We start from the raw sequence: 25936 nt of genomic DNA on the forward strand, positions 1-25936 counted from the left end.
GACAACCATCCGCTCAGGACCGAATGCCGCCAAGGGCCCATCGACATTGGCGTGCATTCGGTCGCTTCACCTTCTCACTCATCTTCTTCAGGATTGCCAATGTTCGCAAAGCGTCGTCTTGATTTGCCCGCGATTGAACGTGCGCTGCGTGAGGTGCAAAGTCGATTTGCCGAGCTCAGCACGCAATTCACCGAGCAGCGAGATCCCTTGACGGACGAAGTGCTGCAGAACGTGCTTGAAGGCTATGCCCTGATTGACGACTACGTTGCACGTGATGTCGACCTGTTTGATCTTCAGCAGTTGAATCTGATGCTGGAGATCAATGCCACGGTGCTGTGCGGCCGAGACCCGGCTCGCCGGCTGGAATTCGCTCAACACCTTGCCGCCACTGAGGAGCACTTCTTCAACAACGTGGAAGGTGGAATCAAAGACTTGTTCAACTGGTACTCTGCGCATCGCAGCGAATCAGTCTGGAAGCGTGCCGCCGGTGTGTATGTGCGCATCCTCAGCAAGCCGCAATTGTTCATTGAAGGCAACAACCGTAGCGGCTCGCTTATCGTCAGCTATCTGCTGATGCGCGCAGGTCTGCCGCCGTTCGTGCTGACACTGAAAAACGCCGAGGGCTACTTCAACCCGTCCTCGGTCATACGCAACTCCGCCAAACATGGCGTCAAGGCGTTGTACGAATTGCCCAAGATCAAAAAAAAATATGCAGCTTTCCTCGAAGAACAGGCGCCTGATCCCATGAAGTTTTTTCTCAAAGACAAACGCTTGCCCGTCCATCAGGGAGGCCGTTGATGGATTGGTATCCAATGCTCGCCAAATGCCGAACGTCCGCCAGCCGGGTATGGCACGCCATCCAGCGTGCCATCCCGATGCCCGCGTTCAGGCGTGCACGCATACGGATTTCGTTTGATATCGATGACACGCTGGCCTGCCAACTCCACCACTGCGCAGTCGAGAAAAGCCGGCTGCCAGCCTGTGTTCACCGTTGGCTGGGTGAGCCGTTGCGGATCGGAACACGCTCCCTGACCCGCGAGTTACGTCGCCAGGGCTGCAGCATCTGGGTCTACACATCGTCGGGGCGCACGCCGTCCTACATCCGGCGCTGGTTATTGCTCTACGGGATCCGCGTCGACGGCGTGGTCAACAGTGTGCGGCATAACCGTGCCCTGACGGTGCATGGGCTGTCGAACGCGCCCTCGAAGTTTCCGCCGGCATTCGATATCGACTTGCATGTCGATGATTCCGAAGGCGTAAGGATTGAAGGTCATGACCACGGTTTTCGCGTGGTTGTCGTGCACCCGGAAGATGAGCGCTGGGCGCAGAAAGTCCTGGATGCAGTCACTGACGTCCAGGCGCGGCTAGCCCGGCAGCAACCGCACAGACACAAGGAGCCCGCGCAACAACGCTCGGAAGTTTTCTCCTCCTGATGTTCACCATCCACAAATCACGTACAAACAAAAACGCCGCTCATTGAGCGGCGTTTTTTGGTGCTGGCAATCAAGCTCAGCGGCAGGTTACGAGCCTCAGACGTTGCCGTTCCAGGGACGATCTCCATTCTCGTCCTTGATGCGGGTTGGAAGGCCCATCACGTCCAGTGCCTTGAGGAACGGCTCAGCCGACAGCTCCTCGACGTTGACCATGCGTTGCACGTCCCACTCGCCGCGGGCGACCAGCAGCGCTGCGGCCACGGGCGGCACGCCAGCTGTATAGGAAATGCCCTGGCTGTCGGTTTCTGCGTACGCTTCTTCGTGGTCGGCCACGTTGTAGATGAAGACTTCACGCGGCTGGCCATCCTTGGTGCCCTTGACCAGATCACCGATGCAGGTCTTGCCGGTGTAGCCCGGCGCCAGCGAGCCTGGATCAGGGAGCACGGCTTTGACCAACTTCAGCGGCACGACCTCCAGGCCTTCAGCCGTCTTGACCGGTTGCTCGGAGAGCAGGCCGAGGCTTTTCAGTACGGTGAACACATTGATGTAATGCTCGCCGAAGCTCATCCAGAAACGCACGTTGGGCACGCCGAGGTTTTTCGACAGGGAGTGCACTTCATCGTGGCCGGTCAGGTACAGGTTCTGCGACCCTACGACCGGCAGGTCGTCGGTGCGTTTCACTTCGAACATGGCGTTGCTGGTCCACTGGCTGTTCTGCCAGCTCCACACCTGTCCGGTGAACTCGCGGAAATTGATTTCCGGGTCGAAATTGGTAGCGAAATACTTGCCGTGCGAACCGGCATTGACGTCGAGAATGTCGATCGAATCAATGCTGTCGAAATATTCTTGCTTCGCCAAAGCTGCATAGGCATTGACCACGCCGGGGTCGAAGCCCACGCCAAGAATGGCGGTGATGTTTTTCTGCTGGCATTCCTCGAGGTGATTCCACTCGTAGTTGCCGTACCACGGTGGTGTCTCGCAGACCTTGCCCGGCTCTTCGTGAATAGCGGTGTCCAGGTAGGCTGCGCCGGTATCGATGCAGGCGCGCAGCACCGACATGTTGAGGAAGGCGGAACCGACGTTGATGACAATCTGCGATCCGGTTTCGAGGATCAGTGCCTTGGTCGCCTCGACATCCAGAGCGTTCAGCGCGAAGGCCTTGATGTCGGCGGGTACTTTGAGGCTACCCTTGGCCTTGACGCTTTCGATGATGGCCTGGCACTTGGAGATGTTGCGCGACGCGATAGCAATACGACCGAGTTCGTCGTTGTGCTGCGCGCACTTGTGGGCCACCACCTTAGCGACACCTCCTGCGCCAATGATAAGAACGTTCTTTTTCAATTGCGGTATCTCTCCTTTATATGTCCGCTTTACGAAAGGCTGGACAGGTAGTCTTCAAAACCAAATTCGCGAACCACTTCGACTGTACCGTCGAGTTGTTTCACCACGATGGATGGCATTTTCAGGCCGTTAAACCAGTTCTTCTTGACCATGGTGTAGCCCGCTGTATCGATGAATGAAAGCCGATCACCGATGGCCAGCGGACGATCAAATTGATACTCACCGAAGATGTCTCCGGCCAGGCACGACTTGCCGCACACCATGTAGGTGTGATCACCCTCGCTTGGTGCGAGCTTGGCGTTGAGGCGATAAATCAGCAGGTCAAGCAGATGCGCTTCGATGGAGCTGTCCACCACCGCCAGGTGCTTGCCGTTGTACAGCGTGTCGAGCACGGTCACTTCCAGCGAGGCGCTGTTGGTGATCGCCGCTTCGCCCGGCTCCAGGTAGACCTGCACGCCGTATTTTTGCGAGAACGCCTTGAGCCGCGCGCAGAACGCGTCCAGCGCATAGCCTTCACCGGTGAAGTGAATGCCGCCGCCCAGGCTGACCCAGTTGACCTTGTGCAGCAGCTCACCGAAGCGTTCTTCGATCGTGCAGAGCATCTTGTCGAACAGGTCGAAGTCGCTGTTCTCGCAGTTGTTGTGGAACATGAAGCCGGAGATCTGGTCGATGACGCCTTCGATCTTCACCGGGTCCCACTCGCCCAGACGGCTGAACGGACGCGCCGGGTCGGCCAGCAGATAATCAGAGCTGCTTACTTGCGGGTTGACGCGCAGGCCGCGGACTTTGCCTTCGGAACGCTCGGCAAAGCGTTGCAGTTGGCTGATGGAGTTGAAGATGATCTTGTCGCTGTTATCGAGCATCTCCTCGATCTCGTCGTCAGCCCAGGCCACGCTGTAGGCGTGGGTCTCGCCTTCGAACTTCTGCCGACCAAGCTTGAGTTCATAGAGCGACGACGACGTGGTGCCGTCCATGTATTGCTGCATCAAGTCGAACACCGACCAGGTGGCGAAGCACTTGAGCGCCAACAGGGCCTTGGCCCCAGACTGTTCGCGGACATACGCAATCGTCTGCATGTTCTTCAGCAGCTTTTGTTTGTCGATGAGGTAGTACGGCGTTTTGATCATTTCGAGGCCTCCGGCAAGGCCAGTCAAAAAAGGATGCGCATTGTGCCTTCACTGACTGCATATCGAAAGAGCAGAAGTAACGCCCGCAGAGTCAATACACTCACCTGAGGCTAGCGTTAAGGGCGTCACTTACTCGCTACGCCGCGTAATACACGGATAGGGTATTGAACAGTCTGTACCAGATCCGTCGTTTTTACAGTAGCGTCCATCTGATAATTATCGCCAATGTTGCAGCGATCATCCTGCATAGTCGGTTAATCAACCTGTAAACCGGATGAAACAATAACGCTCGTCACCGCCTCGTCACAAATTATGAATAGCATTTGCGCGGCCACCCACGACGTGAGTTCTCACCATGCCTTCAACCCAGGACACCTTGATACAGCGCATCCACCGCGAGCTGCTCGATCACAGTGACGAAGAGCTGGAACTGGAATTATCCGAAGACGGACATGACCTGAATGCGCTGTTTGATGAACACGCCGAGGACGGAAGCGAGAAGGAAGCCCGACGACTCTATTTCAGCGAACTGTTCCGCCTGCAAGGCGAACTGGTGAAGTTGCAAAGCTGGGTGGTCAAGACCGGCCATAAAGTGGTGATCCTGTTCGAAGGGCGCGATGCAGCCGGCAAAGGTGGTGTCATCAAACGCATCACCCAACGACTGAATCCGCGGGTATGCCGTGTCGCGGCCCTACCTGCGCCCAATGATCGCGAACGCACTCAATGGTACTTCCAGCGCTACGTCTCGCACCTGCCGGCAGCGGGTGAAATCGTGCTATTCGACCGCAGCTGGTACAACCGCGCTGGGGTCGAAAAGGTCATGGGGTTTTGCAATGACGATCAGTACGAAGAGTTTTTCCGCACGGTGCCAGAGTTTGAGCGGATGCTCGCCCGTTCCGGTATTCAGCTGATCAAATACTGGTTCTCCATTTCCGACCAGGAACAGAACCTGCGCTTTCTAAGCCGCATCCACGACCCGCTCAAACAGTGGAAACTCAGCCCCATGGATCTGGAGTCCCGTCGACGCTGGGAGGCTTATACCAAGGCCAAGGAAATCATGCTCGAACGCACCCACATCGCCGAAGCGCCATGGTGGGTGGTGCAAGCCGACGACAAGAAAAAAGCCCGACTCAACTGCATCCATCATCTGCTCGGGCAAATGCCCTACGAAGAGGTGGAGTTACCGGTAATCGAACTGCCGAAACGCGTGCGTCAGGAAGACTACTCCCGCATTCCGACGCCACCGGAACTCATCGTGCCTCAGCTCTATTAAGACGAATAAAATTCGACCTACCCGGCCCACCCGATACCCAGCAACAAAACCCGCCTAGTGTGGGTTTTGTTGTATCTGGGCTACCCGATATTACTGAAACCCGAAGTTGTCAGCCGCTAATAATACGCACTCTTAAAAGCATGATTTTTTTCAGAAACCGAAGCGTTTTCGACGCTCCCTTGCGCGCCTGATATTCAAACTTGGCTATACCTGAGCAGAGGCACCGATTTTACTGTCGGGAGACGGAATTCAATGCGTTTGCCAATCCCGCAACACATCACCGTAATCTCCCCACATTTAGATGATGCCGTCTTCAGTTGCGGCTGCCTTTTGGCTGAAAGTCGAGATGCTCTTGTCATTACAGTATTCGCTGGCGTGCCTGATCCTGAAATAGCGACCCCGGCATGGGACAGAGCTACAGGTTTTAGTAGTGGGTATCAGGCCGTGCTTGCGCGACGTGATGAAGATGCGGAGTCGATGCGCAGACTTGGCGCGAAAGGCACATGGCTCAACTTCTGGGACGGCCAGTACGGTCGAGGCTATCAAACGACTGACCTCGTATTGGCGTTAAAAACAATCCTTGAGCAACGGGGCGGAACCGTTCTCATGCCCCTGGGCCTTTCCCACCCCGACCATCTGCTGACGAGCAATGCTTGCCTGGCGGTTCGCGAAGCATTTCTGCTTGCGCAACAGCACGAAGAGGATGGAGCCACTGACCGCCCAATGAACTGGTTCGTCTATGAGGAGGCGATCTATCGGCAACTTCCGGGCCTGGTCCTGACTCGGCTCGCGGCCTGGAGGCAGGCTGGACTAAAAATGAGTGCCGTTCAATTTCCGACCTCAAGCGCAAAAAAGAAGGCCCACGCTGTAGGCGCCTATCGGAGTCAACTGCCGCTGTTCGGAGTCGCCAAACGCGCCGACATAGGCTCTCCTGAACGCTATTGGCGGCTTGATGCCGAGTAGCCGTTGCAGGGTGCCCACGTCGGTATCTGATGCTGTTTGAATTGTCTTTTAAACAAAAAATCTCGCACTGATCCTACAGACGCTCCGGTTTTCGGAGATGTTTCCGACAAGTCGCGGCGGTTGTTGGGTAGGAAGCGGAGTGGATAGGCTTTGTCGGTCGCTGCGCATCAGCGACCGGGCCTGGAAACCCGAGGAATAGAGCTAATCAGTAGTCCACATGACATACTGCGGCGTTTTTTTCAGCCCGCAGTTCTACGTTATGGCGGCTGTGTGCGGGAGACCTTCGGGTCTGCCAAGGGTTAGCTCCTACCTCGGTTTTCCAGCCCTCACACAGCTGCCACCCACTCGCTTGGAAACGAAAGTGGCAGCTCCAATTTTTTTAGGAGCTTTACCATGATCAAAGAAACACCAAACCCGCCTGTCGCGGACGACGTCTCCCCCTACGAATCCGCCGGTTCCAAAAAATTCAACGACGCCGCCGAACGCGCGCTGGATCACTACCTCAATCCCGCCGCGCTCAAATCCCCGGCAACCCGCAAACCAAGCACCATGTTCCTGGTTGCGCCAGATATCAAAGACGAAGACCTGCTAGCCCACACCTGTGAGTCGCTGGCCCAGGCCAGTGTCATGGCCAGTGACTTCGCCGGCTATCTGGAAGGCCCACATCGACACACGGCAATGGCGATTCAGCAAATCGTCATGCTGGCCGAACTGGCCGTTAACCGAATGCTCGATAACGTCGAATTGCCAAAACCCGCGCCACACTGCTAATCCCTGTGGGAGCGGGCTTGCTCGCGAAGGCGGCCTGACAGTCACCTTATTTATTGACTGAACTACCGCTATCGCGAGCAAGCTCACTCCCACACTGGATCGTCGCCGGACACAGCTTTGGTATTCACCGCCGATCACCTGTGGGAGCCAGCCTGCTGGCGATGGCGGCCTGACAGTCACCTTATTTATTGACTGAACTACAGCTATCGCGAGCAGGCTCACTCCCACACTGGATCATCGCTGGAAACAGCTTTGGTATTCACCGCCGATCACCTGTGGGAGCCAGCCTGCTGGCGATGGCGGCCTGACAGTCACCTTATTTATTGACTGAACTACAGCTATCGCGAGCAAGCCCGCTCCCACACTGGATCGTTGTCGGACACAGATTTTGTATTCACCGGCGATCACCGGTGGGAGCGGGCTTGCTCGCGAAGGCGGTGCATCAGGCAACATTTACATCGACTGACCCACCGCTATCGCGAGCAAGCTCGCTCCCACACTGGATCGATGTCGGACACAGATTTTGTATTCACTGGCGATCACCGGTGGGAGCGAGCTTGCTCGCGATAGCGGTGGGTCAGAAAACATTTATATCGACTGCCCCTTCACTATCGCGAGCAGGCTCACTCCTACACTGGATCGTTGCCGGACACAGCTTTTGTATTCACCGGCGATCACCTGTGGGAGCGAGCCTGCTCGCGATGGCGGTCTGACAGTCACCTTATTTATTGACTGAACTACCGCTTTCGCGAGCAGGCTCACTCCTACACTGGATCGTTGCCGGACACAGCTTTTGTATTCACTGGCGATCACCTGTGGGAGCGAGCCTGCTCGCGATGGCGGTCTGACAGTCACCTTATCTATTGAATGAACTACAGCTTTCGCGAGCAAGCCCGCTCCCACACTGAATCGCTGTCGGACCCAGATTTTGTATTCACCGGCGATCACCGGTGGGAGCGGGCTTGCTCGCGAAGGCGGCCTGACAGTCACCTTATTTATTGACTGAACTACCGCTATCGCGAGCAGGCCACAGTCAAACAAAAAAAAAGGCACTGGACGATTTATCGCCAGTGCCTTTTTTCGTGCCTGAAAAAACTGTCAGCGCGACAACATAAACGTGTCGTACTCCAGATCCTCCAGCGCCGTTGAAAGCCGGTGTAAACCCAGCAATACACAAATCAGCAACGACAGCGTAAACCCGTACCCGAAGAAGCTTGGGCCCAGGTACATGCTGAACAGCGTCAACATCGCGTTCAACACCGCGAACAGCACACACAGTTCCAGCACCACGGTGCGTTTGTCGAGGTAGAAGAACACGTTGAGCAAGGCCATGAACACCACCTGGATGCTCACACCGATCAGGTCGATGTAGAACAGCGGCAGGTAGTAACTGGAGATGCCCAGCCAGTCCAGAAGGCGAGGTGCGAACAGGAACAACAGCACCGCCGTCAGCCCTTGCACCTTGCAAATTTCCAGCAAGCCCTGACGGATCGACAGGGTCATTTCGGTTTTCAGCTGGCCGATGTGCTGCAGGGTTTCGCCTTCGCGGATGGCCCGGAACAGACGGTCATACCATTCGGCAAAATCGGTCTCGATGCGCACCAGGAACACCGCCATGCCGGGGATGATTGCCAGGTACGCGAGGAAGATCGGCAGGTCGTAAAGGATCGAAGCGCGCAGCGGGCCGACAATTTCATTGGAGGTGCCTGGGTTGAACCAGAACATGAATTTGTCGATCCAGATACCCAGGTTGTAGAAGAAACCGGTGGCCAGCAGGCTGAGGAAAACGTTGCGCCGGTCGAGGAAATCGAAGGCGATCAGTTTTTCGGCGCGGTACTCGCGCAGGATGTCGTAGAGGAACAGGAACAGCAGCGTGCTGTGCCCGATCAACAACGCCAGCAGCAAGCCCGGCATCTGCAGGAAGCTCAGGACGTAGGCGCTCGCGACCATCAGCGTGTAACCCACCAGCATCACCAGCAGGATGCGGTTATAGGCCTTCATCCCCGAGAGGAAGATGATCACCAGCCACAAGTTGCACAGCACCACGAAGTTGGCCAGCACCAGCACGCGGTAGATCAGCGGCTGATCGAACAACAGGCCCAGCACGATGATTCCCAGCACGCCGGCACCCAGGGTAACCATCAACAACACGCCCAACAGGTTGGGCAGGATCTGGTCGTACTTGTGCTCGAACAAGCGGTCGGAAACGAAGCGGGTGAAGAACAACTGCAAGCCGCCCGTCAGGATCAACGAGGTGGCCATCAGGTACGTCACCGTCACCAGGAATTGCCCGACCAACGCATTGGGCAGCAGCAAGCCGATGCTGATGATGCCCACCAGCATCACGCTGATGATCGACAACACCCACGGGCCGGAGCTGATCAGCCCGGCGTAGACATAGGCGTGCAACGTTGCGGTGTAGGAATCGCGCGAAAGGATTTTTCGCAGTTCAAAGCCAATACCGGCCATTTAGCTGTTCTCCATGGCGGCTTGATACAGGTCGCGGTAACGCTGCAGCATCAAGGCTTCGGTGTAATAACGGGTAACCCGCAACAAGCCGCTGGCCTGGGCGGCCTGCCAGCGTGACGGGCTGCGCAACAGTTCAAGGATTGCGGCGCTGGTGGCTTGTGGGTCGGCAATCGCCACCACTTTGCCGGCGTGCCCCAGGTCACGGTCTTCGGCGCTGCCGCCTTCGATCAACTCACGGCACGAACCGACGTCGCTGCTGACCACCGGCGTACCGGCGGCCCAGGCTTCAAGGATCACCAGCGGCTGCGCTTCACTGATCGAGGTCAGCACCATCAGCCCGAGTTTGGGCAGGATTTCCTGGATGCGCTGGAAGCCAAGGAAATGCACCTTGCCCTCCAGACCCAGACTGGCCATCAGGCTGCGGCATTCGCTCACGTATTCCGGGTCCTCTTCTTCCGGGCCGACGATCCAGCCTTCGGCATTCGGCATGGCGCTGATCACGCCGCGCATCGCCCGCAGAAAGGTTTTGACGTCCTTGATCGGCACCACACGGCCAATCAGGCCGACCACCGGCGCAATGCCAGGGGCGCGCGATTCCAGCGCCGCGGTCCACACCGGCAGGTCGATGCCGTTGGGAATGACTTGGGTGCGGGCGGGGATGGCGCCGTCCTTGATTTGCCGCTGACGGTTGCCGTCGTAGAGCGCGATGATGTTGTCGGCGCTGTTGTACGTCAGTTGGCCGATGCGTTCGAAGAAACGCACCCACAAGGTTCGGATGTAACCCGAGCCGGCATCGAGGCTGCGGTTCAGCGCCTGGCCGGAACTCTCGGCGATCCAGCTGGCCTGGGCCAGGTCGATCTTGCGTTCTTTGGTGTAGATCCCGTGCTCGCTGAGCAAATAAGTGCAGTTCCAGCGTTGCTTGAGGATGCAGCCGAGGAAGCCCGCGTACCCGGTGGAAATCGAGTGCAGCACCCGCGCTTTCGGCATCCGTTGCGCGGCTTCGGCGAGCATCAGCAACGGCGACTGCATCGCGCGCAGGGTCCAGAAATAATTGACGAACGAGGGGTCGGCGCAATGCTGGCGATAGCCTTCGCTCAACGACTCCCAACTGGCGCGGCTGCGCAGCACGTCGTCGAGGGTCATGCGGCCCTGGGCGATGCAATCGAGCAAGCGTTCGCCCAGCGCCGGGTCTGGCGCGTCCGGGTGATGCAGGAAGCGATACAAGTCCTGCAATTGCTGCGAGTCAGCCTCACGCGGATCGCCCAGCGTGTTGGTCGGATGAGTCGCATCTTCGAGGAACACTTCTTCGATGTGCAGCACGTTGGCCGGCACTTCGTAGCGACGGGACGGATACGCCTGGCGCTGGCCGCCGATGAACATCACCGAGAAGGTCAGTTCCGGCAGGCCGAGAATCATCTGGTGAATCCAGCTGGAAACACCGCCACGCACGTAAGGCCAGGTGCCTTCGAGCAGCAGACAGATGTCGGCAACCGGTGCCTGTTCCTTGTGCATCATGTCCAGCTCCTGACCAATGCGGCGAACGGTGGCCGCTGACGGGTTTCCTCGGGAAGGCGTGCGAGCAAGCCGGGAATTTCGTGGTAACGACCGGACTCGAACGCCAGCTCGGCACGAAACGGCAGCACTTGTGCCGCGCCCATTCCGTTTTCCTGGGCCAGACTCAACAGCACTTCGGCGCGCTCTACGTCACCGCGCTCCAGCGCAATGCGTCCGGCCAGCAAGAACAGCTCGCCGCCCTCACCCGCTGCCAGTCCAAGCTCGGCATGTTCGCTGGCCTGGGCGAGTACGTGGTCAAGCACGCTGCCTTGCGCCAGCCCCAGATACGCCAACTCCCAGTACCAGCGCGCCAGCCTGCCGTGCAGCGCACCCGCCGCTTTGGCAGTGGCGTCGGGCAGTTCGCCGAGGGCGATCTGAATGTGCAGGTTGATGTCGCTTTCCTGTTTGTCGAGCATCGAATAAGCCAGCAGCCGCACATCGTCGCTCGGGTCAGCCAGGGCCAGTTTGAGAATCGGCACGGCTTCTTTGCCAGGCATGCGACGGGTCGCCAACAGGGCGGCCAGACGCTGATCCGGATCGGGCGCATGACGCAGCACGTCCTGCAAACCGCCATCGGCAAAAATCGGCGAGTGCAGTTGCAACTGAGCCCGGTACGGCAGTTTCGGGATGCCCACCGCTTGCCACGCTTGCTTGTCGCGTTTGCGCGGCAGGTACAGCGCCGGGAAGATCGCCGCCACCACGCCGACCGCGCCGAGCACCGGCACGAAGAACGCCAGGCTGAAGATAAACAGCGGACTCCACGGCAGCGGCGAACGGTAGCGTGCCGGCAGCAACAGCCACACAGCCGCGCACAACATCACGCACGCCAAGCCATGGCTGAGGGTGAACACCAGCAATTGTTGTAACTCGGGCGCCGCGAGCCACAAACTGGCCCAACTGCCCGCCTCTAACAACAAGGCTCCGCTAAACAGCCACTTGCTGATCATTCAAGCCACACTCGTTGAACAGGAAATTACGCAGCCCGTTGCGTTCACAGCCAGGCTCCAGGTTGAACGGCAGCACACGGACGCCAAGGTTTTCCAGGCTGCTTTCAATACCAAAGTGTTCGTGCAGCATCAGGTTCATGCGCGCCAGATAGCCTTCGGTGCCTTGCGGACTGGTCAACGGCAGCAGCACCAGCAACAGCTGATGATCGCGGTTGTTGCGCAGTGGCAATTGCAGATCGAGGCCACGCTGGCTGCGTTCGAACAGACGCGTCAGCTCTTCGTTGGGACGGGTCATTTCAAAGGCGAAAAGACCGGCCGCCAATTTGTGCTGCTCGACATCGACCAGCGAACGCTTGAGTTGCAACGTGAACTGCTGCGCATCGGCGTCAGCCAGTTGCAGCACGTGCGGGTCGCGGCGCAGCAGGTCGGCGATGTGCCCGGCGAGCAACGCCAACAGGCTCAACGTACGGTCCTGGAAGGCGAAGAACGGCATCTGCCGAACCGCCAGGATCGCCAGCAGACGACCTTCGGCATCGATCAGCGGAATGCAGGCCTGCAACGACGAGAACTGTGCCGAGCTGCCGGCATCAATCAGTTCCTGACGCACGCTGACCAGTTCACCGCGCTCAAGGCACAGCTTGACCAGACCGTCTTCGGTGCCCAAAGGCCCCATGACGCCAATCGTCGCCAGTGCCTCAGGCAATACGTTTTCTTCGCGCTCGTCCACGCGATACAACCCGGCCACGCGCAGCGCGCCGTATTGGCCCAGCATGGCGACGATCGGATCGGCCAGTGCGGCCAGTGCATCGCCTTCGTCCGGCATCACCCGCAGCTTCTCGCGCAAACCCAGCAAGGAGCTGCGCAAGCTTTGATCGCTGCCTGCCACGCGCTGCTCAAGCAGATCGTGGGAGACACGCAAAATCTGGTGCGCGCGGGTGAATTCATCGAGACGATACTGGCGGTAATCGTTGGCCATCTGCAGGCGCTGCAAGCGCCGTTCCCACAGATCGCGAACCTCGCCCACCAGCATGCCGCTGACCAGTACGCCGACAATGAAGGACGGATCAAGCTGTGCGTAGGCTTCGTGCCCGATGTAGCGCAGCGCGAACAACGCCATCACCAGCAGGCTGGCGCTGAGCAAGCCGCGCACAAATCCATAACGCACGCCTAACAGCAGCGGCGCCAGCACCGGCCAAGGGAAACCGCTGTGCATTTGCAGCGGGTCTTGCGGGGTCAGCCACAAGCCCAGGCCGATGGCCGCGCCCGTCACCAAAAGCGTTTCCAGCCAAGACACCGGGCCGCTGGCACGCGGCGCGAGGCTGTAATCCATGTGAGGAGAATTCATTGCATTCACTCGAACCGAAGGGCGCCAACAAGTTTGTCGAGCACCGTTTGCGCGGTGCCGGCGAGGCTTTCACGGGACCAGCCCGCACGTGCGCCACTTTTGCTCCAGAGCACACGACCGCTGCTGGCTTCGAGCACGCGCAGGCTGATGCCCACCGCCGGTTCGCCATCCAGGCCGTTCTTGTATTGCCACTCTTCGACGCTGCCAGCGACGACATAATCAAGCTTCTGGTCGCGCGCCCAATCGAGCGCACCGGCCAGACGCTCGTTGTCGTCCATCAGTGCTTGTTCGCCTTGAGTGCTGACCGGGTAAACCCGTGGTTGCAGACCGTGGCTGCTGAGTACGCTGAGCAGGATCTGCTCGGCGCGCTCGCCAGCTTGCGGAGTTTGCGAATAGTTGATCATCGGCACGGTGCCCCACTTCGCATTACGCGCAAGATTAGGGCTGGTGTCGCCAGTGAAGCTGGCGCAACCGGCGACAAACAGGACTGCCAGAGCCAGGCTCAGATTACGAATCGCTTGCATCAGTTTTTCTCCTGTAAACATTTCATGATCAGCGTCCGAATCGCACGCCGTAGCTCACACCCAGTGTTCCGCCCGCCTGACCGTTCCCGCCTTGAGGCGCGGATTGGTAGCCGACGGTAAGGGCCAATTCGTCACCGCCCAACACTTCGACGCCGAGCCCGGTATTGATGCCGTAGTTGAAGGTTTGATCCAGCCATTGCCAGCCTGCCGTCACGTCCACCAGCCAGGTGTATTGCGGGCGAGTGCGCACCAGTGCGCCCGGCAACCCGCGACGCCATGAGCTGCCGACGTACAGTTGGCCATAACGGCTTTGCAGCAGATCGTCAGCCGTCACGACGGTAGGATCGTCCGAGTTATCAACACTTTTCACCGGGCCGCCGTTGGCGCTGGACAGGTAATCCAGGGTGCGGTCCTTGACGTTGTTGTGCTGATAATCGATACCGCTGCGCACGGTCCAGTTGGGCCCGGCGAATTCCAGCGTGTGGTTGTATTCCATCTTCAGTTCCTGGCCGTTGCCCAGGGAATCGCCCGCACGGGTGGAGAACGATTTCTGTGCCACTTCCCAACTGATCTGATCCCGCGCCGAGAGCCCGTGACGACCGCCGACCCACACGCTGTCGTGCTGGCCGAAAGCGCGCATCAGGCCGCTGTCTTCGCTTTTGCGATGCCAGTCCAGACCGGTTTCGAGCTGGTCACTGGCGCTCAACTGCCAGGTCCGGGACAGGCCCAGGCCATTGCGGTCGTCGTCCTTGCGCTGACTGGTATCGGCGAACAGTTTGTAGCTGCCATCCTCGACCGAACGTTGCAGGGTCAGCGCAGCGTTGTGCTCATCGCCCATGCGCGATTCGATCAACTGGTTGCTGTTGTAAGTGCCGTTCTCCAGCTCAAGATTGGCGTACCACTGAGCACCCAGGTTGTGCGCAATCTGCAGACCCGGTGCGCTGTATTCCAGGCCACCGAAATCCTGTTGATGCCAGGACAGTTGCGCACCTTGCGGCGTCAGTTCCTGAAGTTCAACAGCCTGACGGCGCAGTTGGTCACGCACGGCCGCCGGCTGATCGTCACCCAGCGCGGACTGGCTGAGGTCCAGAGCTTCGTCGAACCGACCGAGGCGACTCAATGCCTGAGCGCGTTGCGCCGGGTTCAGGTCGCTGCTGGCCAGCAGTGTTTCGACCTGCTCCTTGTTGCGGCTGCGTAGGGCTTGCTGAATCTCTTCGTAACGCTGGACTTTCAAGCCCTGGCTACGCGCCCAATCCAGCCATTGGTCTTTCTGCGATTCCTGGTTGGTCGCGTCGAGACGCGCCAGCAAACGCTCGAACCACAATTGCAGCATCGCCGGCGAGCCGTCTTTCCACTTCGCCACTTCCTGCTGCGCCTTGCCCGGCGAATAACTGCTGGCCATCAAGCGCAACCAGATCGCATAGCGTTGGGACGAAGGCTGAATGTTTTCGCCCTCGGGACTGCGCAGCAGCTTGAGGCGCAACCGTTGTGCGGCATCCTGATAGCCGGCGTTTTCCAGCGCATCGGCATAAGCCGCGCGGACCAGCCAATCCTGCGGGCTGGTTTTGAGGTACATGCGATACCAGGCCAAGGCTTCGGTATCGCGACCCAGCATTTGACTGGCACTGGCGAACGGCAGCCAGAGGATTCGATCCTGTCGTGCCTGCGGCTTCCATTCAGTCAGCAATGGCTTGAGCGCGGTGGTGTTGCCCTGATCGATGTACAGCCACATCAGGCGTTCGCGGAACAGGTTGTCATCCGGAAAACGTGACAAGCCCGAGAGGTACAAACGCTGCGCCTCATCGACGTTGCCCTGCTGCACCGCCAATGCACCGCGGACCGCCAGCACTTGCGCTTGCTCGTTGGCTTCCGGGTATTGCTCGGCGTCTTTGAGCAAGGCGACCACTTGCGGCCAGTCCTGCATTTCTTGCGCTTGCTGCAAGGCTTCGACCAGACGCAGCGGATCATGCGCACGGTTCCAGCTGCCGACCATCATGGTCAGGGCGCGTTTCGGATCGCTGGTGCGATACCGCGTGATCAGCTGACTCTCGTCGCCACTGTTGAGTGAACCCTTGACCGCGAGCAGTCTTTCCAGGGAGTCCTGCAGCTCATTGTCGAGTTCCAGGTCCCAGGCGAGGGCTGCGCGCAAGCGCCAGTAACTTTCATCGGTGATCTTGCTGTTATCGACCTGCAACACTTCCCACGCTGCCTGGTTATCAAACAGCTTCAGGTCGGTGTTGGCCCAATCGACACGCTCGGTCGTGGTCAGTGCAAAACGTTTCGAGTAGCTCTTGTAGACCTCGACCTTTGCGGCGAACTGCCCGGTGTTTTCGAGGTTTTGCAGCAACCGCGTCCAGGCCAGGCGATGGGCCGGGTACTTGCGCAGGTAAGCGTGCAACCAGGCTTCGGCCTGGGCCGGTGTGCCACGCGATTCGTGGCCGTAGATCAGCGCATCGAGCTCGACGTCAGTCAGTGCACGCTGCTCCATGATCTCGGCGAGCAATGGAATCGACCGGTCGAAATCGTACTGTTGGCTCGCCAGTCGCCAGGCGTGCTCGCGGGTTTGCGGGTCTTCGTGCAGTTTCAGCAACCGAATCCAGTAGGCCAGGGCAGCTTGGGTGTCACCGCGCCATTCGCCCAGGTGCGCCATTTGCTCAAGCAACGCCTGGTCATCCGGATGTTCAGCTACGAGCTGCTGACCACTTTCCCAGGCACCGGGCAAATCGCCGAGGGCCAGGCGCATGCTGAATTCCTTGCGCAGGATTTGCGGATTATCCGGTTGCAAAACGCGCCACTGATCGAGAAAGCGCTGGGCCAGATCGAAGCGCTTGCTGCCGACGGCAACGTCGACGCCCTGCTCCAGCCAAGCCGAATCAGTTTGCGGATCCTTGAGCTGGTCCAGCTCCTCAGCCAGCACGCGCGCGGCCTGGTCGCCACGACCCGCCGCCAACAGGCTGTTGAACGCCAGTTGCGCGTATTCACGACGTTCGGACGGCGCCTGGCTGTCTTGCTTGAGCAGCAGGTAAATGTCGGCGGCGCGACCCGGTTGCTCACCGGCCAGGTACCACTGCGCGGCAGACTTGAGCGAATCAATGCGCTGGGCCGGATCTCGATCGGCAATTTCTTCGTAGACGCTGGCAGCGAACGCCGGAGCCTGCAGTGTCAGGGCCAACTTGGCCAGACTCTGCAATTGCGGCAGTGCCAACATCCGATGATCAAAGCTTTGCAGGCGTTCGACCAAGGCTTTCTGTGCAACCGGATCATTGGCTTTCGCCGCTTCCAGCGCATCCAGTTCCAGCCGGTAATAGGCCTGCAACTCGGTCGCCGGTTTCGGCCAGCTCTCAAGGTGCTGACGCGCCTTGGCGTAGTCGCCAAGACGAATCAACAGATCGACCAGTTGCAAGCGCAGGTGATCGTCATCCGGGTGCGCCGCCAGCAGCAGTTCGGCGTAATTGGCCGAGACCGCATCCGGCTCGCGGCCGTCCGGCTGGAACACTTCCTCGCGCTGGAACGTCAGCCACAGCAAGCCGCCCACGGCCACCGCCACCACCGCCAATGCCCAAGGATTGAGCAGGCGGCTGCTTTTGGTTACTGAGGAGTTAGATGCAGAAGAGTTGACCATGACTCACCTGCTTCATTGGTAATTGAAAAGTCCACAGACCGGCGGATGCCTTGCCTGCAAAATGCTGCCCATCCACTTCAACCCGGCAGGTGCTCGACGAACGCACGGAGAAGGCCAGATCGACCTGCCCGGCGAACGAGAAGTTCACTTGCTTTGCATCCACATACGTCCAGTCCAGCAACGGCAAATTGGCGTCCTCCAGCGCCGGTCTGTCATCCCGGTCGGGACGCAACACCAGCAATGCGTGGTCGCTGCTCAACGCCACATAGCGGCCTTGCGGCAAGTCACGAACACCCGCGACGCCTTGCGAACGCAGCAGGTCCGGCCAGCCCATTTGCGGGTCGAGGCGCAAGGTGCGCAGCGCATCCATGCCGCGAACCTGCCAGTCGCCATCGGCGGTACGGGCCAGACTGGATTGATACAAACCGTGCAGACGATCGAGGTAGTCGCTCATCCACAGCGACATCGGTTGCTGGGTTTTCATGTAGCCGTAGATATCGCCCATGGCCTTGATCGAGGCCTGCTTGGTGCTCGAATAAAAGTGGTAATACAGGTGCAAGCCGCGCAAGCGCCGTGGGCTGTCAGTGAGTTCGAAGGTGTCGATCACATCGCGAAAGCCGTAGTACGGACCTTTCCACAAGTTGGTGTAGAGGTTCTCGTTGATGATCGGCGCGTAGTACTGCAAGCCACCTTCAGTGGGGCGCAGCAGCGGGTTCAAACCGGTCAGCGACGGGTTGGCCTTGGTCAACATGGTTTCGGCGCCGTTGACGTTTTTCAGTCCCGCGTCGTAAGCCAGCTTGATAGTGGCCGCCGACGGCAATGCATCACCCGGCCAGAACACCATCTTCACCGGTTTTTCCGGGGTGGTGAGCTGCTGGTTGATGTAGTCGCGCGAGCCAAAAATCTCGCGGCGAAAATCGATTTTGTCGTAGCCCGGAATCGCCATTTTCAAACCGTATTCCGGGTTGAAGTTTTCGCGTTTCTTGGCCTGTTCCGGCTGCATGAAAAATGGATGGCTGAAGGTGTGCGTCGCGACCTCGACTTTCGGGTCAGCGAACAGTTCGCGGGCAATTGGCTCGAGCTCGCGGGCGAGGAACGGGAACATCCCGCGCGGCGAAATCTCGCCTTCGATCACCGACACCGACGTCAGAAACGGATTGGGCCGGATGAAATCGTCCAGCACCTGTTTGCCGGCATAGGGCGTGCCGCGCACTTCGGCGCGCGACGGGAAGCCATCGCCATCGATGTGCACGGTAGCGATGCGACGACCGTTTTCGGTGGTGGTGTCCGGACGCGGCTGCACCGGCAAACGCAAGCTGGCCTGGAGGAAAGCGAACGGGTCGAGAATCCAGCGGCTGCGTTCGTTGTTGGTTTCCAGAATGTACGGCGCAAGGGCGACACCGCCCCAATCGGCGACCGCCACCGGGGCGAATGTCTGGCCGTCTGCCGCGGTCAGTAACAACGCGGCTTTCGGACCTTTGGGCAGCAGGGAGATCGCGGTCAGGTCACGGGATCTGGGCTGCACCGGTGCTTCGAAGGCGCCGATCAGCGCCTTGTCTTGATAAGTAATGCTCAACGCTTGGGTGCCAATCGGCGCCGCGCGATTCAGGCCAAGTCGCTTGAGCAGCAACGAGTCTTGAATCGGCAAGCCGGAAAAGAACACCACAGGCACCTGTTCGTCCAGACGTTTTCCGATCCAGCTGTTAAAGGCCGATGCGTCCTGCGGCGGGCCGCTGGTCATCCAGGTGATGACACCGGCGTACAAACCACTGAAGCGATACGCTGGCAGCGTGTTGTCCACCGGCAGGTAATCGACCCGGTAGCCGAGGTATTCGAGCAGACCGCCGAGCAACGTGTGCCCGGCGTTGCGGATCAGGTCGCCTTCGCGCGGATCGTAAAGCAGCGCGATCCGGCGCGGCTGCACTTCGATGCTGCTGATGCCCATCGAGTCCAGCTCAGGCGTGCCGATGTAGGGAATGAAGCCCTCTTCGCGCAGACGCTTGGCCAGCTTGCGTGCTTCGTCACGACGCTCTGGTGGCAAGTAGTCGATGGCGACCAGCGGAATGCCTTTGGCGCGCAACGGTTGGATCTGGGTTTCCAGCCATTGGCGATCGGCTTCAGGCACTGGGCGATAGCGCTTGGCGCCAGCGTCCCAACCGGCATGAATGGACTCGATTGCCACCGCAGACGCCACACCGTCCAGGTCCGGCAATACTTCAAATCCACGGTTGAAAAACAGCTTCAGGCTCGGCTGACGCTGGTGCAGTTCGCGCAGGAAACTGGCGAGTGCCACACGCTGTTTTTCTCGCGACGACTCGGGCATCAACTGGAAGCTGTCGAGGGTGTCGAGGAACAACCCGGCGTAGCCCTCAGCCTGCAAAGACTTGGCGCGAGCGAACAAATGCTCCCGCCAGGCCGCCGCTGACAAGTCCATGACCTGACTGTCCCACGCGCCGTTGCGCACAGGACCGACTGCGCCACCCAGGTGCGCTTTTTCGATGTCAGCCTTGCTGCCATTGAACTCGCCCACCGACAGATAGGCGAATGGCTGGCTGCCCAGTTTTCGCAGGGTTTTGACGTCGCCCACGGTCATATGACCAGGCTCAACCACGGACCAGTCGAACTGAGCCAGCTCGGAAATCGGCGGTTGATCGGCGTACCAAAAAGCCACGCTGGCGGGAGGCGGTAATGCGGCGGCCTGCACGGCGGGTCCGCTCACGAACAATGCTAATGCGGCTAGCAGCCGTTTAGCGGCCGCGCGGACACGCGTCCTGCGAAAAACGATTTCCATAACTCACTCTTGAATGGACTGAACCGATACTGCTTGGATGTCGGACAGCGAAACCGACCGGCTTACAGGCTGCGGATAAGCTGAACCAGCCCTTTGCCGATGGTGGTCGGTTCCGGGAGCTTGAAACGCTCGAGCAGGCGGCTGTTGTTGGCGCGCGAATGGCGAATGTCGCCTTGACGTGGCGCGTGATGAATCACCTTCAACGGGTTGCCGGTGGCGGCACCCAATTCAGTGATCAGGTCGTTGAGGCTGGTGGAACGGCTGAGGCCGACATTGACTGGGCCTGGGCTTGGTTCGCTGACTTCCAGCGATTGCACGAGAATGCTCACCAGGTCCTGGACATAGACGAAATCGCGGGTTTGGCCTCCGTCGCCGAAAATCGCTACCGACTGCTCTGCCAAGGCCAGCTTGGTAAAAATGCTGATGACCCCGGAGTACGGCGATGACGGATCCTGGCGTGGGCCGAAGATGTTGAAGAACCGAAAAATCATTGGTTCCAGGCCATGCTCGCGACGATAGAAATCCAGGTAGTACTCACTCGCCAGTTTGTCGCTGGCATACGGCGTGAGTGGGGATTTTGGCGTGTCTTCGTGAATCGCCGTGCCTTCGCCATTGTTGCCGTAGATGGCAGCGCTGGAAGCGAATACCACGCGCTTGATCCCGGCCTTCACCATGCTTTCGCACACGTTGAGGGTGCCGACGAAGTTGCTTTGATGGGTGCTGACTGGATCATCCACCGACGCTTGCACCGAGGCGACCGCCGCCAGGTGAACCACAGCGCCGCAATCGCGCATGGCTTGTGCCACTACAGCACCGTCGGCGACATCACCGATAACCAGGTTCAGATTGGCATTGTCCATCGGCAGATTGCTGACCTTGCCGGTCGACAAGTTATCCAGCACGCGAACCTTGTAACCCTTGCCCAGCAACGCTTCTACGAGGTGCGATCCAATAAATCCAGCACCGCCAGTCACCAGTATTCGCTCAACAAACATGAAATCTCTCCCTGAACATTAGAGCGGATACGAGTGCTTGAATTCCGCTGACTTTATGGCGCAAGGCCATCAAAACGCCGCCGATAATGGGAGATCAGAAACAGGGTGTCAATACTTTGTCTGACTTGTCGCCGAACGGTAAGTACTGTCAATTTTCAGTCATTTATTTGGCGGCATTTATTAGCTACATCGTGTCATACAATTGCCACGCGAGTTCAACAGACTTGTCTGGCACGGAGCCTACGCCGTGCATCTCTCCCTTTTTATTATCGATAGCCAGCTGCGCTTCGACCCACCGCAATGGCTCGTCGATGGCATTGAGAGAACTATCGGTTGCATGATGAACGTCGTCTCCGACGAACGGCACGACAAATCCATGACGCTTTTTGAAAAGCTGCTCGGATGCCCTGCCCTTCGGACGATCACGGCCTGATCCCGACAGATCGCGTCTTGATTGAACATGGATACGGGTCGACCTTTGAGATCCTCGACTATTTGAAAAGCCTGAACGTTGATCGCATGTTGGTGTGCGCCTTAAAGGCGGAGAAATGCGGTCTGCAGCCGGGTTTGCGCTGTTTTATGCGGAATTGCAGCCGACATTGATTACGGATCTGACGGAGGTTCATCGCTGGAAAGAGCCGGGGCGTTGGGTATGCGGGTGTGGAAGCATCATTCCAAGCACACGGAGAGGTTGAGTGAGGTGTTCCGCTTTTAGGTTTGGCGCTGCCTGCTTCTCCCTCGCACAGAAAGCAGAATACTGTATTTACATACAGTATTCGAAGGATTAAGGTTACCGTCATGTCCGGCCAATTGACTTCACCCAAGTCAAGCGGATAATCAGCGACCGCATAGTTTTCACTATGCTATACCCGTTCATTCACGGGACTTTGACCAGGAGGTCATATGGCCAGCTCTATCGACGCAGCGAAATTTTTTCTCGCCCAAGCGAATGAAGATGCAGGCGATCTTGTGTCGAACCTGAAGCTTCAAAAACTTGTGTATTACGCACAAGGGTTTCATCTTGCGGTCTTCGACAAACCTCTTTTTGACGAACAAATCGAGGCATGGACTCATGGCCCGGTAGTTCCATCTGTTTATCATCACTACAAACAGCATGGCAGTGGCAGCATCCCCTTCCCGACCGACTTCGATGCAAACGTTTTCTCTGCGCAACAAACGGACCTGCTAAACGAAGTCCAGCAAATTTATGGTCAGTATTCTGCATGGCGTCTGCGAGAGTTGACACATGAAGAAGCACCATGGAAGAACAACTTCAAGCCTGGCGCTGTGAGCCTTGAGATTCCGGTGGAAGAGATGCGCACATTCTTCAAGGGATTAGTCAAATAAGGAGGTGGGCTGATGGGGCATCTCAAGGATAGAGCGCTAAAGCAAAGTCAGGTTTTGAAAAGTCGCTCAGAGCCTGCCGACAATCCAGACTTGAAGCCACCGGTTTTCTCGTTTGAGTATTTGCAGCAAGGCTATTGCGTCAGTGACTGCTCTGCTGAAGAGCGCGGCGGCGTGCTTGGCAAAATTCGCGTCCTAAGCCAGCTCACTTGGCAGCAGCTCAGACAAGCGCCAAGACATGGTCTAGGCTACGAAATCATCGATCGATCATCCCTCAAGCCTGCCATTCCACTCGTCGTTACAGAGGATGTGCATCTGATAGCCTTCCGGGCAATTGGAATGGCGCCGATGGTGGGGTTTAGATTTGGTCGAATCTTCCATGTTCTTTGGGTAGATCGGGCATTTACGCTATACGATCACGGCTGATTAGCCTTTCACCGGCTCAAGTATTACGCGAAGGTCACTCGCTCCTATCTTTTGGGAGGACTCAATGAACGTCGGGATCGTAGCCGTCTTGATGGCCATATTTTTTACGCCTGCACGGCTGCCACCGAGGTCGCGCCTCGAGTCGTGCAAGTCCCGTTCGGCAAGGAAGCCGATACCGCCGGGTTGCCAGGAGCGCACTCATGATGTCGATCAAGCTAGGTTTTACTAAGGGCACCAAGAGCTCATTTGCTGACTTTATTCGTAATGCCAAATCAGAGCGGAAAAAGCGTATCTACAGCGAAGTGCTGGCGGAAGCTACCAAGCAGCAAAACCTCGTGATGATGGAAGTGGAAGCTAAACGAGGTTAATTGACGGTTCTGATAAGGAAGCCCGCCCAAGTGCCGGGCTTTTTTAATTCTCCCTCGAACAAAAGCCAAGGAAGCGTGTAGTCCGTCCTAGGACATTTCCTGCAACTCGTATCGACTTTCATGAACTGGCGGGCGCTACCCATCGACGATAGCCTTCAGGAGTCGCTGCAAATCAGCGAACGGCTTTGACAGGCTGACAACCAGAAACTTTCACTCTTCCCGATTAAACGGCATGCTTGCCCGCGTGCAGTTCTTTTCATGGCGGCTGTGCGTGGGGCATCTTCGGGTGCACCGGTTTCTGGTTTGCCGGTCTGTCAACCCGCGTACGGCTGCCACCCTTCCCTGTTTGACAGCAGGGCATGGCAGCTCCTTTATCAAACCGGAGATGCACCATGAAAAAACACAGCCCCAATCCACCGGACTCGGCAACAGAATCTCCCGATTTATCGGATCTCTCCAGAGACATCGAACGCACCATCAGCGCCCGCCTCCGCAACCCAAATCACCCCAGCCCCATCAGCCACATCTTCACCATCCTCCCCGACGTCGACACACCTACCCTGCTCGCCCACGCTTGCGAAACCCTCGCCTCGCTCAACGTCATGTCCACCGACCTGGCTTGTGATCTCGAAGGTTCACATCGCAACGTGGCATTGGCGATTCAGCAGTTGGCGGTGCTGGGCGAACTGTTGGTAAACCGAGCGCTGGACAACCTCGACCCGCCTGAAGGCGTGTCCGAAGCTCCGTCCGCCAGCCACCTCTAAGTGGTCGCACTCTTTTACCCAATGGAGGTTTTGTCATGGATCGATACATGCCCGTCACCGGCATCGACTGCACCATCGCGTCGCTGCTGATCGACACCGAAGCACCGCTGGACGTATTGCACGAAACCGCGGCGTACCGCATCCGCACCGCGACGCAATTGCTGGAAAGCTTCGCCGTCAGCGAGGGCGTTCACAGTGAACTGGCGCGGGTGCTGGTGACTTCACTGCGCGATGGCTGCGATTTGATGGATGTCGTCGGGCGACGATTGCAGGCGCAGGTTTCAGCATAGAAAAAAATGGGCGACCTCAGAGGCCGCCCATTTCTCATGCCTACTGGGCTTTACATCTTGAAGCCCACGCTCTGAACGCTCTCAGCTCCAGTTAATGCTTTCTCTGTTGTCACATACAACTCACGTATATGCCCGACTAGAAACGTCCAAAAAGCGGGTTCATTGACGGTTTGTGCGACTAACTCACCCGGCAGGAACCGACTCATTTCCTTGCGAAACTCGAGCACTATTTTCGGATCAGTATCGAGCAGTTCCGAGCGCGATTTGAACAGCGTCAAGAACTCATCCTGCTTACAGTGATGATCACTCAGTTTCTTCCCGATCAAATCCAGTTGCGGCGTTACACCTTGTTGACGCAGCCAAACCATATCCCAGAGATCCCGGTTCTTGATTCGGTTAGGACGCAGCGCAAAAGCCACAATTTTGTCGGCGTAAATTTCTTCACGCGTTTCTGCCTGTAAAATCAGGCCACTGGTCCCCATATCGACGCCATACGGGTTCAGCAACAACATGGGTTGTGGCTGATAACTCGGGATGGAACACACATCGATGTTGATGCGCTGTGCAGGCAGATCCTTGCGCCCTGGTCGGGTTTGAACTTTCAACTTCCACGTATCGACATTTCCTTCCTCGCGGACGGGCTCTGCGACTTCAACCTCAAGGCCATACTTGGCTTTTAGCGTTGATACAAGAACGCGAGCGAGTTCGGTCAGGCTCTCACGATTGAAGTCAGCGCCACCCGTGAAATCCAGATCTTCACTCAATCGGTTTGAGCCGTAGCAAGCACGCAAGCACGTACCGCCGATGAATGTCAGCTTGGTGAGCATGCCGGCAGAACTCAGCGCGAGCATGATGTCGTGGTGCAGCAATTCCTTTTCCACCACGACCCGCAACGGCGCCAGATCCTGTTTGTTTTTAAGTGCCTCATCTACCAGTTCATCAAACAAACTCATTGGCGACGCTCCAGTCGATCAAGTCCATGTTTCGTTTAGCGGCCTTCATGTCCCGCAAAGCCTGTTGCGGTGTTGCCCGCCATAGGCGGCAACGTGCGTCGTAGTGAACCTGGTCGACCAGGTCCTGAGGTTTCTGGCGGGTATGCACGAACTCTATGGTGCCCCAGCGTCCGCATGAAATAGTGCTGCTGCGACCTGAAGACATCAGACTGATCCAGTTGATGGGGATCTGAGAGATGACTCCGCAATCGCTCAATGCCGTTTCAAGGCTGATGTAGTTGAACTGCATGGCACGTAGTCGGGCGGCCGCGTGAAACAGTACCAATCCGCTGGATGGCTTGGCCGCTTCGAACAAGTAAAGCCCTCGGCACAAGCGCGTCAGATGGCCATCCGAGGCTGCGCGGCTCAATAGGGTTTTGTAGGCGCCTTCGGAAATATCAGGCACCAACGCCCTGAGATCATCAGGGGTGAACAAATAGCGCTCTTCGCTGGCCAAACGGGTCAGTTGTTGGAGAAGCCGGCCCATTGGCTGGGTGGATTTTGAGTGTGGATGCATACCCAAGACTCTACAGAAGATTTCACTTTATGTAACTTACTGTTGAGTCGCATGGATTGGCAAACCCTTTCTATCTGCAT

Annotated in this window: 22 protein-coding genes and 1 pseudogene; 11 read left to right on the forward strand and 12 right to left on the reverse strand. The window is 57.9% G+C overall.

What is annotated here, in order from left to right; all coding sequences use genetic code 11:
- Window positions 1-99: 99 nt before the first annotated feature.
- Together ACM6I0_RS31200 and ACM6I0_RS31205 are read left to right on the forward strand one after the other, a co-directional pair.
- Window positions 100-798, forward strand: a complete 699-nt coding sequence (locus tag ACM6I0_RS31200) for a hypothetical protein (protein ID WP_414924066.1) — start codon at window positions 100-102, stop codon at window positions 796-798.
- Window positions 798-1433: a hypothetical protein gene (locus ACM6I0_RS31205; protein ID WP_285430733.1), complete on the forward strand. Its 636-nt coding sequence runs from the start codon at window positions 798-800 to the stop codon at window positions 1431-1433. Before ACM6I0_RS31200 ends, ACM6I0_RS31205 begins: the two co-directional genes overlap by 1 nt.
- A 96-nt stretch (window positions 1434-1529) precedes the next feature.
- Here the strand turns inward: ACM6I0_RS31205 and ACM6I0_RS31210 are convergent, their stop codons facing one another.
- Entirely contained in the window at window positions 1530-2774 is a 1245-nt protein-coding gene (locus ACM6I0_RS31210; RefSeq protein WP_414924067.1) for a saccharopine dehydrogenase family protein, read from the reverse strand.
- Between the two features lie 29 nt (window positions 2775-2803).
- Complete coding sequence (gene nspC, locus ACM6I0_RS31215; RefSeq protein ID WP_414924068.1) at window positions 2804-3901, reverse strand: carboxynorspermidine decarboxylase; 1098 nt, start codon at window positions 3899-3901, stop codon at window positions 2804-2806.
- Window positions 3902-4256: 355 nt separating this feature from the next.
- Here nspC and ppk2 point away from each other — a divergent pair, with 355 nt between their 5' ends.
- From ppk2 to ACM6I0_RS31230, 3 genes are all read left to right on the forward strand, one after another.
- Window positions 4257-5174 carry a polyphosphate kinase 2 gene (gene ppk2, locus ACM6I0_RS31220; protein WP_414924069.1) on the forward strand — a complete coding sequence of 306 codons (918 nt, stop codon included), beginning with the start codon at window positions 4257-4259 and terminating at the stop codon, window positions 5172-5174.
- Window positions 5175-5426: 252 nt separating this feature from the next.
- A complete protein-coding gene (locus ACM6I0_RS31225; protein ID WP_414924070.1) occupies window positions 5427-6137 on the forward strand; it encodes a PIG-L family deacetylase in 711 nt (236 codons plus the stop codon).
- 393 nt (window positions 6138-6530) lie between these two features.
- Window positions 6531-6908, forward strand: coding sequence for a DUF6124 family protein (locus ACM6I0_RS31230; RefSeq protein WP_414924071.1), 378 nt, complete (start codon window positions 6531-6533; stop codon window positions 6906-6908).
- Window positions 6909-8006: 1098 nt separating this feature from the next.
- On the opposite strand, the gene pelG is transcribed toward ACM6I0_RS31230, so the two are convergent.
- From pelG to ACM6I0_RS31270, 8 genes are all read right to left on the reverse strand, one after another.
- Window positions 8007-9377, reverse strand: coding sequence for an exopolysaccharide Pel transporter PelG (gene pelG, locus ACM6I0_RS31235; RefSeq protein WP_285430725.1), 1371 nt, complete (start codon window positions 9375-9377; stop codon window positions 8007-8009).
- The gene (gene pelF, locus ACM6I0_RS31240) at window positions 9378-10892 is read right to left on the reverse strand and encodes a GT4 family glycosyltransferase PelF (protein ID WP_414924072.1); all 1515 of its coding nucleotides are present in this window, start codon (window positions 10890-10892) and stop codon (window positions 9378-9380) included.
- Complete coding sequence (locus tag ACM6I0_RS31245) at window positions 10889-11878, reverse strand: HEAT repeat domain-containing protein (RefSeq protein ID WP_414924073.1); 990 nt, start codon at window positions 11876-11878, stop codon at window positions 10889-10891. The genes pelF and ACM6I0_RS31245 overlap by 4 nt, the downstream gene beginning before the upstream one ends.
- Window positions 11856-13223: a PelD GGDEF domain-containing protein gene (locus tag ACM6I0_RS31250; protein WP_414924074.1), complete on the reverse strand. Its 1368-nt coding sequence runs from the start codon at window positions 13221-13223 to the stop codon at window positions 11856-11858. Before ACM6I0_RS31250 ends, ACM6I0_RS31245 begins: the two co-directional genes overlap by 23 nt.
- A 5-nt stretch (window positions 13224-13228) precedes the next feature.
- Window positions 13229-13747, reverse strand: coding sequence for a penicillin-binding protein activator LpoB (locus ACM6I0_RS31255; protein ID WP_090175763.1), 519 nt, complete (start codon window positions 13745-13747; stop codon window positions 13229-13231).
- Between the two features lie 28 nt (window positions 13748-13775).
- The gene (locus ACM6I0_RS31260; RefSeq protein WP_414924075.1) at window positions 13776-17369 is read right to left on the reverse strand and encodes a tetratricopeptide repeat protein; all 3594 of its coding nucleotides are present in this window, start codon (window positions 17367-17369) and stop codon (window positions 13776-13778) included.
- Entirely contained in the window at window positions 17347-20160 is a 2814-nt protein-coding gene (locus ACM6I0_RS31265; RefSeq protein ID WP_414924076.1) for an endo alpha-1,4 polygalactosaminidase, read from the reverse strand. The genes ACM6I0_RS31260 and ACM6I0_RS31265 overlap by 23 nt, the downstream gene beginning before the upstream one ends.
- 62 nt (window positions 20161-20222) lie before the next feature.
- Window positions 20223-21155, reverse strand: coding sequence for an NAD-dependent epimerase/dehydratase family protein (locus tag ACM6I0_RS31270; RefSeq protein WP_090175770.1), 933 nt, complete (start codon window positions 21153-21155; stop codon window positions 20223-20225).
- A 247-nt stretch (window positions 21156-21402) separates the two neighbouring features.
- On the opposite strand from ACM6I0_RS31270, the pseudogene ACM6I0_RS31275 reads away from it, so the two are divergent.
- The 6 genes and pseudogenes from ACM6I0_RS31275 (at window position 21403) to ACM6I0_RS31300 (ending at window position 24347) form a co-directional block, all read left to right on the forward strand.
- Window positions 21403-21870: pseudogene (locus ACM6I0_RS31275) on the forward strand (hydrolase).
- Between the two features lie 188 nt (window positions 21871-22058).
- Window positions 22059-22502: a Panacea domain-containing protein gene (locus ACM6I0_RS31280; protein ID WP_285430716.1), complete on the forward strand. Its 444-nt coding sequence runs from the start codon at window positions 22059-22061 to the stop codon at window positions 22500-22502.
- 12 nt (window positions 22503-22514) lie between these two features.
- Window positions 22515-22925, forward strand: coding sequence for a hypothetical protein (locus ACM6I0_RS31285; protein ID WP_414924077.1), 411 nt, complete (start codon window positions 22515-22517; stop codon window positions 22923-22925).
- Window positions 22926-23125: 200 nt separating this feature from the next.
- Complete coding sequence (locus ACM6I0_RS31290; protein WP_259155493.1) at window positions 23126-23293, forward strand: hypothetical protein; 168 nt, start codon at window positions 23126-23128, stop codon at window positions 23291-23293.
- A gap of 392 nt (window positions 23294-23685) precedes the next feature.
- The gene (locus tag ACM6I0_RS31295; protein ID WP_414924078.1) at window positions 23686-24057 is read left to right on the forward strand and encodes a DUF6124 family protein; all 372 of its coding nucleotides are present in this window, start codon (window positions 23686-23688) and stop codon (window positions 24055-24057) included.
- Between the two features lie 35 nt (window positions 24058-24092).
- Window positions 24093-24347: a hypothetical protein gene (locus ACM6I0_RS31300; RefSeq protein ID WP_090175784.1), complete on the forward strand. Its 255-nt coding sequence runs from the start codon at window positions 24093-24095 to the stop codon at window positions 24345-24347.
- 50 nt (window positions 24348-24397) lie between these two features.
- On the opposite strand, the gene ACM6I0_RS31305 is transcribed toward ACM6I0_RS31300, so the two are convergent.
- Both ACM6I0_RS31305 and abiEi read right to left on the reverse strand, forming a co-directional pair.
- Window positions 24398-25300, reverse strand: coding sequence for a nucleotidyl transferase AbiEii/AbiGii toxin family protein (locus ACM6I0_RS31305; RefSeq protein WP_414924079.1), 903 nt, complete (start codon window positions 25298-25300; stop codon window positions 24398-24400).
- Window positions 25287-25856: a type IV toxin-antitoxin system AbiEi family antitoxin gene (abiEi, locus tag ACM6I0_RS31310; protein WP_414924080.1), complete on the reverse strand. Its 570-nt coding sequence runs from the start codon at window positions 25854-25856 to the stop codon at window positions 25287-25289. Before abiEi ends, ACM6I0_RS31305 begins: the two co-directional genes overlap by 14 nt.
- Between the last annotated feature and the right edge of the window lie 80 nt (window positions 25857-25936).

Source organism: Pseudomonas sp. IT-P294, assembly GCF_949767865.1.
In the GTDB taxonomy this organism is placed as follows: Bacteria; Pseudomonadota; Gammaproteobacteria; order Pseudomonadales; family Pseudomonadaceae; genus Aquipseudomonas.